Below are 15,622 nucleotides of genomic sequence, written 5' to 3' on the forward strand. Positions count from 1 at the left end.
TAATAATTATGTTCAACGAGCAATGAATGCGATCAATGAGAAACCACGCAAGCTGCTGCACTACCACACTGCTCAAGAACTATTTTATAAAACATTGGCTTCATGACCTATTTGAATCAGTGTTGCACTTAATTTGATAATTCAGGTAGTATAATTATTGGGTTATTTTTTCTATCTACTATCATTTGTTTAACTTTAGACATAATAAAAGCCCCAAAAGGTTAACCTTCTGAGACTCATTATATTTAATATTCTTTATTTATTAACATATTTAGCAGCTAATTTTTTAGTCTTGTAATACGGATGATCATCAAAGCTGCTAGTATATAGAGCTTGAATTACAGTAGGAAGCAGATATTTATTACGAAGATTTGACAACTAGTAGTTCACCAATCTATAGAATGAGTGGCATAAAACAATTTGTGTACGAAAGTCTACTTCATTTACTGTTTAATTCTTCTGAATATAATCATGCTGCTAATTTATTAAATTCAAATAATTTGCATGAATCATTAGCTGTGAGTCATACAGGGAATGTGACTACAGCGCATTGGATTCGAATTGATTAAATGATGTTGCTAATTTTAAGTAGTCAATAATCAACTTGCGAACTATTGTTTGTATCGGTATAATAGAAAAACCAGTAAGACAAATTCTTACTGGCTTTATTTATTTCTTATTTAATTTGTGGTGAGATTTTTTATACCAGTACCATAATCCAAATGGTACTATGTTTTCATCATGATGAATTAGCCGCTTAATATTATCTTTGTGCCTTACGTATAAGATTATTAACATCCCTGCCACGATAATCGTTAAGAAAATATCGTGGAACCAGAATGTTGCGATCAATATTAATACAACGGATATTAAGCTGGTTAAGCTAACATATGATGTAATAAATAGTAATGGGAGAAAAATTGCGGCACAGACAGCAAAAAATTTAGGACTATAACCTAAAAAAATGCCGGCACTAGTAGCCACGGCTTTTCCACCCTTGAATTTAAGGAAAATTGGGAAAGTGTGTCCTAATACTGCTAATCCACCACATATTAATAGTAGATACTTTGGTCCTTGAATGTGAAATAATAGTGGAAGGTCAGTTGCTAAAGTACCTTTAAGTACATCAACTACTAATACAAAGCTTCCTGCATATGGTCCCAGAACGCGAAAGGAATTGGTACTTCCAACGTTACCGGAGCCATACTTGCGAATGTCTTCGTGGAAAAATGTTTTTCCGACTAGCACACCCGTGGGAAATGAACCAATTAAGTATGCTAGAATGAATGTCAGCAATAATTTAAAAATTATCATTTAATCCTACTCCCTTAACACTTAAGCTTATTTTAGCAGAGATTACTTATTTGGGGGTAGTTTTAGATTAATTTGTAACTGGAGGAGTTTATTTGGCTAAAACAAATAAAAAAACAAATTCTTATGATGATTCGTCGATTCAAATCCTTCACGGATTAGAAGCCGTTCGTAAACGACCTGGTATGTATATCGGTTCAACTGATATACATGGTTTGAATCAATTAGTTTACGAAATCGTAGATAATTCCGTCGATGAGGCTATGGCCGGATATGGAAAAGAAATAGACGTTACGATTCATAAAGATAATAGTGTAACTGTTCGTGATTTTGGCCGTGGTATGCCTACAGGCATGCATAAATCTGGTAAACCAACGATCGAAGTTATCCTGACCGTTTTGCACGCTGGTGGTAAGTTTAGTGAACAAAATTATAAGACTTCTGGTGGGCTTCACGGTGTAGGTTCTTCTGTTGTCAATGCTCTTTCTAGCTACATGAAAGTTAGGGTAGTGCGAGATGGTAAAGCCTATGAGGAAGAATTCAGAGATGGTGGTCACCCGGTTGGCACATTGAAGTGTCTTGGCAAAACTAAAGATAAAACCGGAACAACGGTCACGTTTAAACCAGATGAGAAGATTTTTTCTACTATTAAATATAAGTACGAAACTATCCAAGAAAGAATCCGTGAATCGGCTTTTCTGTTAAAAGGAGTCCGTTTTAACTTAGTTGATGAACGTGAACCGAAACATCACGATGATTTTAAGTATGATGATGGGATTAAGTCCTTTGTCTCCTACTTAAATGAAGGTAAAGATACGTTAAGTGATGTCTTTTATTTTTCTGGTAAACAAGATGGAATGGAAGTTGAGTTTAGTGGCCAGTATAGTGACAGCTACTCAGAAAATTTAGTTTCCTTTGTCAACAACATTAGAACTGCTGATGGTGGTACCCATGAAGCAGGTGCCAGAAGCGGTTTTACCCGTGCCTTTAATGATTATGCTAAGAAGCAGGGCTTATTTAGCAAGAAAGATAAAAATATCGATGGTTCAGATTACCGTGAAGGCCTGAGTGCTGTTTTATCAGTTAAAATACCTGAAGAATTACTAGAATTTGAGGGTCAAACTAAAGGTAAATTAGGAACGCCTCAAGCGCGTTCTGCGGTTGATTCGATCGTGTACGAAAAGATGTCCTACTACTTAATGGAGAATGGGGAATTAGCCCAACAACTTGTTAAGAAGGCACAACGAGCTCGTGATGCACGTGAGGCAGCCAAGAAGGCTCGTAATGAAAGCCGCAGCGGTAGAAAGCGCAGAAAGAAAGAAGTACTTTCTGGTAAATTAACGCCAGCACAGTCACGAAATCCTAAGAAGAATGAATTGTTCTTGGTCGAAGGTGACTCAGCCGGTGGTTCCGCTAAACAAGGCCGAGATAGAAAATTTCAGGCAATTTTACCTCTGCGTGGTAAGGTTTTGAATACGCAAAAAGCCAAGTTGCAAGATATTTTCAAGAATGAAGAAATCAACACCATGATTTATACTATCGGTGCTGGTGTTGGCACAGAATTTAAAATTGAAGATGCAAACTACGACAAAATTATCATTATGACGGATGCCGATGATGATGGTGCCCACATTCAGATTTTACTGTTAACTTTCTTCTACCGCTACATGCGACCAATGATTGAACATGGCCGCGTCTACATTGCATTGCCGCCCTTGTATCTTTTACAAAAGGGTCGGGGTAAGAAGAAAACGATTAAGTATTCTTGGACTGATGAAGAGCTTGCTGCTGATGAAAAGAAAATGGGTAAAGGATATTCACTTCAGCGTTTTAAAGGTTTAGGTGAAATGAATGCTGAACAGCTGTGGCAAACAACTATGAATCCTGATACTAGATTACTTATTAGGGTAAAGATTGATGATGCTGCTTTAGCTGAAAGACGAGTAACTACCTTGATGGGTGATAAAGTTGCGGCAAGAAGAAAATGGATCGAAAAGAACGTTAAATTTAGAATGGGTGAAGATAGCTCAATTCTAGAAGAAGATAAGAATTAAAGAAGGTTTTTAATTTAATGGCCACAAAAGAACGAATTCGTGAAATGCCACTCGAACAAGTCATGGGTGAGCGTTTTGGACGATATTCAAAGTATATTATTCAAGAACGTGCATTACCCGACATTCGTGATGGTTTAAAGCCCGTACAGAGAAGAATTCTCTACGCTATGTATCAAGATGGGAATACCTATGATAAGCCCTTTAAAAAGGCGGCTAAAGCCGTTGGTAACATTATGGGTAACTTCCACCCACATGGTGATAGTTCAATTTATGGTGCTTTAGTACACTTGTCTCAAAGCTGGAAAATGCGTGAACCACTAGTTGAAATGCACGGTAATAATGGATCAATGGACGGTGATGGTCCGGCTGCTATGCGGTACACAGAATCACGTTTAAGCAAAATCTCTAACATGCTTTTGCAAGATATTGATAAAAACACTGTTAAGATGATTCTTAATTTTGATGATACAGAATATGAACCAACAGTTTTGCCAGCCCGTTTTCCTAATTTATTAGTTAACGGCTCAACGGGTATTTCCTCAGGTTATGCAACTGAAATCCCACCGCATAATTTAACAGAAGTGATTGACGCAACAATTTACCTTCTTAAGCATCCCGATGCAACACTCGATGACCTAATGCAATACGTTAAGGGTCCAGATTTTCCTACAGGTGCCATCGTCATGGGTACTAAAGGAATTAAAGAAGCCTACGAAACTGGTAGGGGTAGGATTCAAGTACGTTCTAAAACAAGTATCCAAGAGATTCGTGGTCACCGCAAAGAAATTGTTATAACTGAGATCCCGTTTGAAGTTAACAAGGCTGTTCTTGTTAAGAAGATGGATGAAATCCGTTTAAATAAGGAGATCGATGGAATCGCCGAAGTGCGTGATGAAACCGATCGGCATGGTTTGTCGATTGTAGTTGAACTAAAAAAGAACGCTGACGCACAAAATATTCTGAATTATCTATTTAAGAATACGGAATTGCAGGTTTCTTACAACTTTAATATGGTTGCCATTGATGATATGACCCCTGTACAGGTTGGTTTGAAACGAATCCTTTCGTCTTATTTGAAGCATGAAAAAGAAGTTATTACTAAACGGACTAAGTTTGATTTAGATAAGGCTGAGAACCGCTTAGAAATTATTCAGGGTCTTATTCATGCGATGGATATTCTGGATCAAGTAATTAAGACGATCCGTGCTTCTAAGAATAAAGCTAACGCCAAAGAAAATTTAGTGGCTAAATTTAAGTTTACTGATAGGCAAGCTGAAGCAATTGTTTCTTTGCAATTATATCGTTTAACCAATACGGACGTGGATGCTTTGGTTACTGAGCAGAATGCTTTAAATAAGAAGGCAGCTCAGTATAAAAAATTACTGTCTGATAAAAAGACTTTAGAAAATGAAATTGTTAAAGAGTTAAAGGAAGTAAGAAAAGAATTTGGCAACCCACGCCGAACCAAGATTTCACAAGAAGACTCTAAGATTAAAATTGATGAAAAAGCATTAGTAGCTGATGAACAAGTTCGGGTATTAATCAGTAAAGACGGCTATTTAAAACGTTCTTCTATTAGATCTTGGCAATCCAGTGATGAACATGAAAATGGTTTACCAGATGGCGATGAGGTAATTTACGAAAAGACATTGTCTACGTTAACTAACCTGTATTTGTTTACCAATAAGGGTAGCGTTATTTACCGTCCTGTTCATGAATTAATCGAGACCAAATGGAAAGAAACTGGTCAACACCTATCCCAAGAAATAGGATTAGATACAGATGAACAAATTATCAGAGTATTTTCATTTGATAAATTAGACGAAAAGGTAAACTTTTTAATGGCGACTAATGACGGCTATATTAAGCAGCTACAACTCGCCAATTTACAACCAACCAGGACTTATAAATCACGTGCGATGACTGCAATCAGGATGAAGAAAGCAGACAGCTGCTTATTGCGAGTTGATGTAGTCAAACCAGATTCAAAGGACGAAATCATACTATTTACCCATCGTGCATATGCTGTTCGATATGATATTAGTGAAGTACCTGAATCTGGAGCTAAAGCTGCGGGCGTTAAATCTGTAAATCTAAAAGATGATGATTATGTAGTTGGTTATGTACTAACTCAACCAAAATACATTGATTTACTTCGTGTAGGATTAATTACCCAACGTGGTGCCTTTAAGCAATTTAAGCTCAAACTTGTAAATAAAGTTTCGCGGGCTAAACGCGGTGTTATGGTTCTCAGAGAATTAAAGACAAAGCCACATAGAATCGTTGCAATAACTTCTTATGGGCAAAATCATACGCTCTTCTTGACAACGAGCAGTGATCGTCACATGGAAATAAAGACAAATGAATTTCCGTTAGGAGACAGGTACTCAAATGGATCCTTTGTTGTTGATACAACTGTCGATGGTGTACCGACTAGATTAGAGTTAGGTAAGCCAATAAATGATCAAAAATAATTAATTATACTACTATTGTAGCCAAATTATGAAAGTGCTTTAAAGGTGTCAAAGCTTATACTTTGACACCTTTAATTTTTTAGCTGATAATACAAGTAGTTAAGTAAAAATAACTTATTATTTAAATTTAGAAAGAAGCTAATTGTTATGCCCAAAACGGATGCAATACTTTCTGCCAAATCACTACATTACTTTTTACAGTTGATCGATACGATGAATTACACTCAGGCCGCTCAAATATTAGGTATTACACAGCCGGCTTTGACGCAACAAATAAAAAAGCTTGAACATACAATTGGAACCCCACTGTTTGGACAGATGGGTAAAAAACTTTATTTGACTGAAGCCGGAAAAGAAATGGAATCTGGCGCAAAAATATTACTGGATACAATTAACTCTGTAGTAGATAATATTCAGGAGTTTACTCAAGCTGATAAAGGAAATATTTCAATTGGAATTTTAGAAAATATTGGTACTGAGGTGATGCGCAAATTCTTAGTTAAGTTTAACCAAAAATTTCCGAACATTACCCTTAAAGTTAGGTATTTTAACCATGAAGATTTGTGGCATAAGTTAGATAATAACTTAGTTGATTTGGCAGTAATGTATTTGCCTGACAGCACCAAAAACAATCATACTGACTTGCAGAATCAATATGATCATTTAGATATTTATAGAGATAAAATGCTAGTTCTAACTCATAAAGATACGGTTAAAGCTGGACAAGCATATCCTGTTTCGCGTTTTACTAAGAGAAAATGGGTGGCATATCCTAGCGATTCGTATTTGTCACAATTAATGAAAAAATATTTTACTAATAAAAATAAATTGATTGTACCAATTAGCTTTTCATCAACTAAGCAATTAATTTCTACTGCTCAAGAAACGAATTATGATACTTTTATTAATAAATCGTACTATGAATCCCATAAGAAGAATATAAAGCTGACTCCAGTATATTTAAAAGGAGATAAAGATTTCTCAATTTCACTGGTTTACAGAAAAGGCAAAAAAGAAATTCCAAGAATTAAAAACATACTTAACGAGTGGAAAAAATTCTTGGACAACATTGATTATTCGAGTAGACTAGAAGGGAAAGAATAAACTTTATAGGAAAAGAGAGGAATTCTTAATGGAAAAAGAATTAGTTTTTGGTCACCAAAGTCCTGATACTGATGCTATTGGTACTGCAATTGCATTTTCTTATTTACAAAACAAATTAGGCTATAATACCGAACCAGTAGCTTTAGCTAAGCCGAACGATGAAACTGCGTATGCCTTAAAGAAGTTTGGTTTTAAGGCACCACGTGTCATTAAGACAGCTTCTAACGAAGTTAATGCAGTAATGCTTGTTGACCACAATGAGCCGCAACAGAGTGTTTCTGATATTGATAAAGTCAAGGTTACACATGTTGTTGATCACCATAGAATTATGAATTTTAATACTACAGATCCAATTTATTATCGTGCAGAACCTATGGGTTGTACTAGTACGATTGTTTGGAAGATGTACCATGAAAATGGCATCGAAATCCCACAAAATATTGCTGGGATTATGCTTTCTGCGATTATTTCCGATACTTTGCTTTTGAAGTCACCAACAACTACTGATTATGATCACAAGGCTGTTAAATCATTGGCTAAGATTGCTGGTGTTGACTATGAAGACTATGGTCTTAAAGAACTTAAAGCTGGTACTAATATCGATAATAAGACAGAAGATCAATTAATTAGTGGAGACGCTAAGAGTTTTAAGTTAAGTGGCAACCAGGTTCGTGTAGCACAAGTTAACGTCGTTGACTTGCCAGACGCAATGAAGCGCAAGGATGCCTTTTTAAAGGCTATGGATAAATCAGCAAAAGAAAATAATTACGATTTGTTCATGCTTTTAATTACCAACATTCTTGACTCTGATTCAGATGCTTTGGTAGTTGGTTCTGATTCTGCTAAAGCTGCTTTTGAAAAAGCATTTGGTAAAAAACTTGATAATTCCGAGATTAAGTTACCAGGTGTCGTATCACGTAAGAAGCAAGTGGTCCCACCATTAACTGAGGCTTTTAAATAAAAAGTAAATATTAAATTTAAGTAACTATAAATAAAAAGAGATTGGAATATCCAAATTAAATTTGGTATCCCAATCTTTTTTATTCTTAATAAGCATTGGAATCGAATAGTTAAGCATTTATAATAGAGGCAGAAGGTAGTAGTTATTAATCCGAGTCTATAAATGATTTGAAAGGAAATGATTTAATACGAGTAATTGTGATTACAGTTTAACTACCACATAGAATCTAGATACTTGTTTCTAGGTTCTATTTTTTTATTTAGAGATAACAAAAAGCGCAAAATACTCAAATTAATAAATTAATGAGAATTCTGCGCTCGTAATTGAATTGTTTTCAATTTTGATTAATCTTTATTAATTTCTTTTGTAAGAATAATAAACGATTTACATACTCGTTCTGCCTTTTCAGGTGGCATCTTTCTTAATTCATTCAAAACTTTTTGAATAAATACAGGGGTACTATCTGGATGATTCTCAACCTTTACTTTCTTAAAGCGGTAAGCATTCATGATAATATCTGGTGTAGTGGTATTTAAAGCTCTGGCAATTGAATCAAGCTTCTGAATACTAATATTTTGATTTTTGGTTCTCTCAAGACGAGAAATAAAATTAACTGATAAATCACTTAGTTCAGCTAAATCTTCTTGAGTTAGCTTTTGTTCTCGTCTCCTACGAGAAATTTCTTTTCCCAAATTTATACTCATGGAATAAAACGACCCTTTCAAAAATTATATTTCCGTAGTTATAAACTATAGAATATTACAACAAAAATAAATAGATTAATTTAATAAAATTAACTTGAAATATATAAATATGTAAGCTTCATTCTATACCGTTAGTTTTACAAACTATCTAAATAGGAAATAGTATAAGTATCAACCACATATAATTTTCAAATTAAAAATTATTATGATAAATATATAAAACATTTGAATTTTTAATCGAAAACACAAGAATCGAGTAAAATGCTTTAAATACGTCTCAGACAATATTGTAGGGCAATTTGGAAAATTTTTAAATAAAAATGCACTGAGAAAAATCAAACTTAAAATAAATATATAAATATTAGCTACTTATTATTTTTTGATTGGAAAAAATTTATATGAATAAGCTATAATACTGGGGAAATTTACGATTGTTCGGGTTTATAAAGTATATATTTGAAAAATTTGTATAAATAGAAACTTTTTTAATATTATTCCGTGTTTTTATATAAATTGTTTGATTGGAAGCGCTTAAGTAGAATATAATATAAATAAGCACATAGGACAGTTTTCCGAAAAGGAGCATGTTTAATATGAAAACAAGTAAGAAATTAACTTTTTTAGCATCAATAGTTGCCTTAGCAACGGTTATGCCAGTTGTAAGCTCTACTGTAGTAAATGCTGATACAAATACTAAAGCTGTAGGTATTACTAAAACTGCTGTTAACAACAATGCAAGTAAGGTTACACCTACAGCAACTGCTAACGCAAAATCAAAGAAGAATAATAAAAAGCACCAAAAGACTAATTACATTAGAATTAAGAGATTATCTTTCGTATATAATCACCAAGGTAAATATACCGTTAAGAATAAACGGATTGTTTATATAAAGAAGCATGCAAGGGTTGCTTTGTATGCAAAGAATCCAGTATGGATTAATGGTCAAAGTTACTACAGAATTGGCAGAAATAGTTATGTTTTATCTCAATACGTTAGGCCAGTAAGAAAATAGTTTAAATATTTGTAAAAGAGCGGCTGAATAGCCGCTCTTTTTATGTAAAATAATAATTTTGAATTATAATAACACTTATATTATGTAAGCTTGGTATTGTAATAATGAGGTAAGAATGAAATCAAAACTTCAGTTTAAGCATATTTATGTGACCTATAACAAAGTCGATGCTGTTCATGATTTAAATTTAGAAATTAATTCTGGTGAATTATTCGTTCTTGTAGGAGCTAGTGGTTGTGGTAAAACGACCACATTGAAGATGGTTAATCGTCTGCAAACACCTACTAAAGGACAAATTTTATATAAGAATCAAGATATTAGCAAGTTTCCATTAAGAAAAATGCGGCAAAATATTGGTTATGTTTTTCAGAATATAGCTTTATTCCCTAATATGACTATTTTGGAAAATGCGGCCATTCAATTACGAGCAAAGAATGTATCCTTAAGCAAAGCTAAACCGATTGTCACCAGGTTAATGAAAAAGGTTGGTTTAGATCCTAAAACGTATTTGAACCGCATGCCATCGGAGTTATCTGGTGGGCAGCAGCAACGTGTTGGTACCGTCAGAGCATTGGCAGCCGATCCTGATATTATTTTAATGGATGAGCCTTTTAGCGCCTTAGATCCGATTTCTCGTGAAAAATTGCAAGATTTAGTTTTGAATTTGTACAATGAATTACATAAAACAATTATTTTTGTTACTCATGATATGAATGAGGCTATCCGTTTAGGTACAAGAATTGGTGTAATGGAACACGGACATTTGTTACAAGTAGGAACAGCTGATGATATTGTCACGCACCCAGCCAATAAAACTGTTGCCGCGATGTTTCATAATCAAAGATCTGCAAATATTGCCGATATGATTGCCGGTGGGTTTTATAAGTTAGTTGATCATCCAAATGATCAGCAATACATTCGCGTTGATAAGGGAATCTCTATTCCGCAATTAGCTGAGAAGCTTAAAAGCAATCCAATAATTTTTGAAGGTAAATATTTGATAACTACCAAAGATTTGCTGAGTTTTATTTCAGAAAACTAGGTTAGGGGAGTTTATGTTAAATAGTATCATCCATTTATTTCAGAGCCAAAGTACTAATATCATTAATGCTTTAGAAGAACATATACTTTTGTCTTTTGTTTCAGTTTTGATCGCGGCTGTAATTGCTATTTCACTAGCCATATTATTTATGAATCATCGTAAATTAGGCAACATTATGCTGCAAATAGCTGGAATAATCCAAACTATACCAAGTTTAGCTGTTTTAGGAGCTCTGATTCCATTGGTAGGAATTGGTACTGTTCCAGCCATAATTGCTCTGGTTTTGTATGCTTTTATGCCAATTTATCAAAATACGTATTCTGGGTTGACTAATATTGATCCTAGTCTTTTAGAAGCAGCCGAATCTTTTGGCTTGTCTAAGAGCTTTAAATTATTTAAAATTCGTTTGCCGTTAGCAATGTCAGAAATATTATCAGGGTTAAGAGTAGCTACGGTAACAGTTATCGGTACAGCTACTTTAGCTGCATTAATAGGTGGTGGAGGTCTCGGTACTTTCATCATGCAAGGAATTCAAAACGGTAATAATGCTGAATTATTGCTTGGAGCCATTTTGTCTGCTTTGTTAGCTATAGTTTTTTCTTGGCTTTTAAATGAATTAAGCAAAGTATCGTTTAAAAAATTAATAGTTATAGTTTCAGCAATTTTAGCTTTAGGTGTTGGTTTCTTTACTGTTCAACACATAATGCAGTCATCCGAACAAACGATTACGGTTGCTGGTAAATTGGGTAGCGAACCAGAAGTACTGATGAACATGTATAAGGAACTAATTGAGAATGAAGACCCAAAGTTAAAAGTTCAAACGAAGCCTAACTTTGGAAACACTAATTTTTTATTTAAAGCCATTAAGAATAAACAAGTTGATATTTATCCAGAGTTTACAGGAACTGTTTTAGAAACACTTCATCCACAAAAAGTTGTTAGTCATCAACCAGGAATTGCTTATAATGATGCTAAAAATATTCTAAAGAGGAAAGATAATCTTGATTATTTAAAGCCAATGAGTTATCAGAATAGGTATACAATTGCTGTCAGACGCGGCTTTGCAAAGAAACATCATTTAAAAACTATTTCTGATCTAGCTAAAATTAGTTCAAAATACTCAGCAGCATTTGATAGTGATTTTTATCAGCAACATGATGGTTATCAAGGTTTAAAGAAGAAATATAACTTACATTTTGTTAAAATCAAAGTCATGGAACCGAATTTACGGTATGAAGCAATTGCTCATAATCAAATCAGCGTTGTAGATGGGTATACAACTGACCCACAATTAAAGGCTGATAATTTAGTTAGTCTGAAAGATGATGAAAGCTTCTTCCCACCATATCAAGGTGCTCCGTTAGTTAATCCAGAGATTTTAAATAAATATCCAGCTATTAAAACAGCGCTAAATAAGTTAGCAGGGAAGATAACTGAAAAAGATATGATCAATATGAACTATGAAGTTACTATTAAACATGAAAAAGCTTCTACAGTTGCTAGAAGATATTTAATTAAGAATAAATTGATAAAGAAGTAATTGATTAAAAATTGAGGTTCAATTTAAGTTGGATCTCAATTTTTTGTTACCAATCATTTTATTTAAAGTTAACATATTATAAAATTTGACACTAATTTTCTGAATGCTATTATTGATTCTGTCACCTAAAGTAAACAATATTTAGCTAATACCACAAATAGTTCGTATATTTGCTAATAATTTAAATTAATTAAGGTTGTATTTTTATGTTATATGTGTTTGATGTTGACGGAACGCTTAGTTTTAATGGCACCGAGATTAATGAAATGATTATTGAAAGTATAAAAAAATTGGAACAATATTCTAATCAGATAGCTTTTGCGTCTGCAAGACCTATACGTGATTTGTTACCAATTATTCCAGCTTTTACAGATAATCATTTGTTAATCGATGGTAATGGTTCAATTGTTCAAATGAAAAATAATACTATTGATGTGATGAATCCTATTTCTGCAAATTCTACTTTATTGATAAAACAACTTATCAGCAAATATAATCTAAATTATTTGGTAGATGATAGATGGAATTATGCAAGTAAAGTTAAAGCAAACACACCAATAATTAAGCAAATTGATCCTGGTAAATTGGCTAAACGTGTACCTTTAAATACTATAACTAATCCAATTAAAATAATTTTACTTAATATACCAGATAGAATAAAAAACTTTGTAGCCAATGTGTTGACTGATAAAAAAGATCTTTCAGTTGTCGAACACACAGGTGAGAATGATATTGATATTACATCCGTAGGGATAAATAAGTATAGTACACTTCGAAAATATACTAGTGATAAATATTGTGCTTTTGGTAATGATAGTAATGATTTAGAATTATTAGCACATGCTGAAAAAAGTATTTGGGTTGGTGGAAAAAATAAAGAATTGAAAAAATTAAATTTAAATCCAGATATTATTTGTAGAGCTAATAATTTTGATGTTGCTAATGTCATAAATAATTTGATCTAAGAAAGATAGAGGTTAATGAAAAGTCTACAAGAATTTATTATAATTATAACTTCGTATAATATATATTATGTAAAGCAATAACAAAAGCAAATAAGAAGAGACAATTAAACAACTAAATAATACCTTGATAATTTACCTGTCAAAATTTAATCAGCAAAACTAACAATTACGGTTTTTAAAAACTATCCGTCTAAATTGAATTAAACATCAGAACTAATCTTTCTATAGTTAAAAATGGATTAGTTAACTTAAATAATTCATACATTAATTAAGAAGTAAGTTTCTGTAAATTCTTAACTATCAATAGCTATGTAGGATTAAAATTTAGATGCTGAGAGCGCGATTCTATAAGTAAGTTCATTGTAATAGAGCAATAATTTATATTATAGAGAGTTAACTTATAAAATGACTTTTATCAAATTAAGTAGTTACCAGGTAAATTCCTTCATAGATAGTAAAATTTAGCTAAACAAACAGGAAATTTATTTTTCAGTATCTAGATCTTATTAAATACATCTCACAGTTTAGTATATTTAAACTAAACAAAAATTATATTCAATTTTTAGATTAATTATCGCTTTACATATTAGTTTATTGATTGCAAGTAGGAATGTTAGTTTAACTATTTTAGTTATTAGACATATAAATTATTAATATGTGATTATTCTTGATATCAAGGCATTTTTATTCATGCTATCATTAAAACTATAATTTTAATGATAGGTAAATTAACTAACCTAATCAAAGCAATCAATCATTAAATCAGTATAAATTTGTATATTTCACATTTCATTTAACAATTTACGTTTCACTATTCGACCAATTAATAATTTTAATTCTAACTAATTTTTTAATTAAAAATCTATGGATTTCAGAATTTTATTTAACCTTTTTAATCTAAGCAATTTATTTAATTTATTAGTTTATTTAGTTAAGATTTGATATTTATTTGTAATTATTAGCTTTTTTATTAGTAAATTTAGCTTTTTTATTAGTAAATATTGGTCAAAATATTATTTTTTAAAGATATTTCGGTTCAAAATAGCTAAAGTTTGTAATTTTGTACTAACCTTGATACCTTTCAACCTTAATTCTTTTCTTATACTTAGCAATTATAGATTAATATCCAGGTTTTAACTCCCCTCCTCTATTTTGAATGACAGAGGGCATAAGGAAAATGTGATTTTTAACAATTTAAATAATATTAAGCTATAAATCCAAACATACATTCTCATTTATATTATAATTTAGATATGTATCATACAAATTGATAAATTTTTAAATTGGAGAATAAAACTTGGAAACGAAAAAATATCTAGATTTAATCAAAATTGAACTTAAAGGAATGCCTGATTTTGTTAAAGAATATAATTTTGGAACTAATCATTCCTTGACTACCTCATATCAATATTTAACTGAAATTAGACGTTTTTTTAATTGGTTACGGCAAGAAAATATTTCTGAAGCTAAAGATAACCAACATATATCAACCGATACTCTCGCAAACTTACGTAGAAATGATATTATGCTTTACATTGATTACCTTGGTCATACTAAAAATCAACAGGGACACTTAAATTCACCAACTACAATTAATCGTTCCATTAATGCTCTCAGGTCTTTATTCAAATTTTTAACTATTACCTCCGATAACAATAACGGCAAACCCTACTTTAATCGAAATGTGATGCTCAAGATTGATTCTCTAAACAATACCAAAACACTTAATTACCGAGCTCATATTCTAGAATCACATATGTACACTGGTAAACTTAAGTATGAATTTTTAGATTTTATTGAAAATGAGTATGAACATCATTGTAATAAGCAAGCTTTGCCTGCTTTCAGAGTAAATAAAGAAAGAGATATGGCTATTGTTGCCCTCATTTTAGGAACCGGCATCAGAGTTTCTGAATGTGCAGGTGTTAATTTAGCAGATTTAAACTTAAAAGAAGCTTCGCTTGATGTTACCCGTAAAGGCGGTCAACGAGACAGTGTGCCAATTGCTGAATGGACCTTGGGATATATTAGTGACTATAAGAAAATCCGTCGTGAACGTTATCAAGCTAGTAAAAAAGAAACTGCATTTTTCCTTACTCGGTGGCATGATCAGACTCGTCGTATTACTACTAATGCAATTGAAAAGATGGTTAATAAATACTCTGCGGCATTTGGGCACCCTCTTACACCACATAAACTTCGGCATACGTTAGCCTCTGAATTATATGATGTAACTAAAGATCAAGTGCTTGTAGCTCAACAATTAGGTCAAAAAGGCACGTCAGCGACAGATTTGTATACCCATGTTGATCAAAAAAAGCAACGTGAAGCTTTAAATGAAATTTCTGAAGAATCTGAAAATAAGGATAAATAAGATATAAAAATAAGCTTAAGGGTTATGAACTGAGACCTAAAAATTAGACAGTTTAAAATACAGGATTAATAGAGGCTTGA

The 15,622-nt window shown here is 32.5% G+C and carries 12 protein-coding genes and 1 pseudogene; 10 read left to right on the forward strand and 3 right to left on the reverse strand.

Annotated features, from left to right (window positions below; translation table 11 throughout):
- A pseudogene (locus FC77_RS08470) lies at nt 1-106 on the forward strand (IS30 family transposase); the annotation flags it as partial.
- 149 nt (nt 107-255) lie between these two features.
- Here FC77_RS08470 and FC77_RS08380 read toward each other — a convergent pair.
- Entirely contained in the window at nt 256-378 is a 123-nt protein-coding gene (locus tag FC77_RS08380) for a hypothetical protein (protein ID WP_263971091.1), read from the reverse strand.
- 291 nt (nt 379-669) lie between these two features.
- Nucleotides 670-1,314: a glycerol-3-phosphate 1-O-acyltransferase PlsY gene (plsY, locus tag FC77_RS06090; protein ID WP_056970664.1), complete on the reverse strand. Its 645-nt coding sequence runs from the start codon at nt 1,312-1,314 to the stop codon at nt 670-672.
- Nucleotides 1,315-1,406: 92 nt separating this feature from the next.
- Here plsY and parE point away from each other — a divergent pair, with 92 nt between their 5' ends.
- The 4 genes from parE to FC77_RS06110 all read left to right on the forward strand — a co-directional run bounded on the left by parE (nt 1,407) and on the right by FC77_RS06110 (nt 7,904).
- Nucleotides 1,407-3,365 (forward strand): DNA topoisomerase IV subunit B, encoded by a 1,959-nt coding sequence (gene parE / locus FC77_RS06095; RefSeq protein ID WP_056970668.1) that lies wholly within the window; start codon nt 1,407-1,409, stop codon nt 3,363-3,365.
- Nucleotides 3,366-3,382: 17 nt separating this feature from the next.
- The gene (gene parC / locus FC77_RS06100; RefSeq protein WP_056970670.1) at nt 3,383-5,839 is read left to right on the forward strand and encodes a DNA topoisomerase IV subunit A; all 2,457 of its coding nucleotides are present in this window, start codon (nt 3,383-3,385) and stop codon (nt 5,837-5,839) included.
- Nucleotides 5,840-5,986: 147 nt separating this feature from the next.
- Nucleotides 5,987-6,943, forward strand: a complete 957-nt coding sequence (locus FC77_RS06105; RefSeq protein WP_056970672.1) for a LysR family transcriptional regulator — start codon at nt 5,987-5,989, stop codon at nt 6,941-6,943.
- 28 nt (nt 6,944-6,971) lie between these two features.
- A complete protein-coding gene (locus FC77_RS06110; RefSeq protein WP_056970673.1) occupies nt 6,972-7,904 on the forward strand; it encodes a manganese-dependent inorganic pyrophosphatase in 933 nt (310 codons plus the stop codon).
- Nucleotides 7,905-8,248: 344 nt separating this feature from the next.
- Here FC77_RS06110 and FC77_RS06115 read toward each other — a convergent pair whose 3' ends face one another.
- A complete protein-coding gene (locus FC77_RS06115; RefSeq protein ID WP_054682070.1) occupies nt 8,249-8,608 on the reverse strand; it encodes a helix-turn-helix domain-containing protein in 360 nt (119 codons plus the stop codon).
- Nucleotides 8,609-9,201: 593 nt separating this feature from the next.
- Here FC77_RS06115 and FC77_RS06120 point away from each other — a divergent pair.
- The 5 genes from FC77_RS06120 (at nt 9,202) to xerS (ending at nt 15,542) form a co-directional block, all read left to right on the forward strand.
- A complete protein-coding gene (locus tag FC77_RS06120; protein ID WP_056970675.1) occupies nt 9,202-9,621 on the forward strand; it encodes an SLAP domain-containing protein in 420 nt (139 codons plus the stop codon).
- A 115-nt stretch (nt 9,622-9,736) separates the two neighbouring features.
- On the forward strand, nt 9,737-10,663 hold the full coding sequence (locus tag FC77_RS06125) for an ATP-binding cassette domain-containing protein (protein WP_056970677.1): 927 nt from the start codon (nt 9,737-9,739) through the stop codon (nt 10,661-10,663).
- Between the two features lie 13 nt (nt 10,664-10,676).
- The gene (locus tag FC77_RS06130; protein ID WP_056970679.1) at nt 10,677-12,203 is read left to right on the forward strand and encodes an ABC transporter permease/substrate-binding protein; all 1,527 of its coding nucleotides are present in this window, start codon (nt 10,677-10,679) and stop codon (nt 12,201-12,203) included.
- Between the two features lie 206 nt (nt 12,204-12,409).
- Entirely contained in the window at nt 12,410-13,168 is a 759-nt protein-coding gene (locus FC77_RS06135; RefSeq protein ID WP_056970682.1) for an HAD-IIB family hydrolase, read from the forward strand.
- 1,297 nt (nt 13,169-14,465) lie between these two features.
- Nucleotides 14,466-15,542: a tyrosine recombinase XerS gene (xerS, locus tag FC77_RS06140; RefSeq protein WP_056970683.1), complete on the forward strand. Its 1,077-nt coding sequence runs from the start codon at nt 14,466-14,468 to the stop codon at nt 15,540-15,542.
- Nucleotides 15,543-15,622: the final 80 nt, after the last annotated feature.

It is taken from the genome of Lactobacillus acetotolerans DSM 20749 = JCM 3825, from assembly GCF_001436775.1.
Taxonomy (GTDB): domain Bacteria; phylum Bacillota; class Bacilli; order Lactobacillales; family Lactobacillaceae; genus Lactobacillus; species Lactobacillus acetotolerans.

Bases quoted from the DNA above. Each gene is read 5' to 3' on its own strand.
- plsY (WP_056970664.1), bottom strand. From the start codon at position 1,314: ATGATAATTTTTAAATTATTGCTGACATTCATTCTAGCATACTTAATT.
- parC (WP_056970670.1), top strand. From the start codon at position 3,383: ATGGCCACAAAAGAACGAATTCGTGAAATGCCACTCGAACAAGTCATG.
- FC77_RS06105 (WP_056970672.1), top strand. From the start codon at position 5,987: ATGCCCAAAACGGATGCAATACTTTCTGCCAAATCACTACATTACTTT.
- FC77_RS06110 (WP_056970673.1), top strand. From the start codon at position 6,972: ATGGAAAAAGAATTAGTTTTTGGTCACCAAAGTCCTGATACTGATGCT.
- FC77_RS06115 (WP_054682070.1), bottom strand. From the start codon at position 8,608: ATGAGTATAAATTTGGGAAAAGAAATTTCTCGTAGGAGACGAGAACAA.
- FC77_RS06120 (WP_056970675.1), top strand. From the start codon at position 9,202: ATGAAAACAAGTAAGAAATTAACTTTTTTAGCATCAATAGTTGCCTTA.
- FC77_RS06125 (WP_056970677.1), top strand. From the start codon at position 9,737: ATGAAATCAAAACTTCAGTTTAAGCATATTTATGTGACCTATAACAAA.
- FC77_RS06130 (WP_056970679.1), top strand. From the start codon at position 10,677: ATGTTAAATAGTATCATCCATTTATTTCAGAGCCAAAGTACTAATATC.
- FC77_RS06135 (WP_056970682.1), top strand. From the start codon at position 12,410: ATGTTATATGTGTTTGATGTTGACGGAACGCTTAGTTTTAATGGCACC.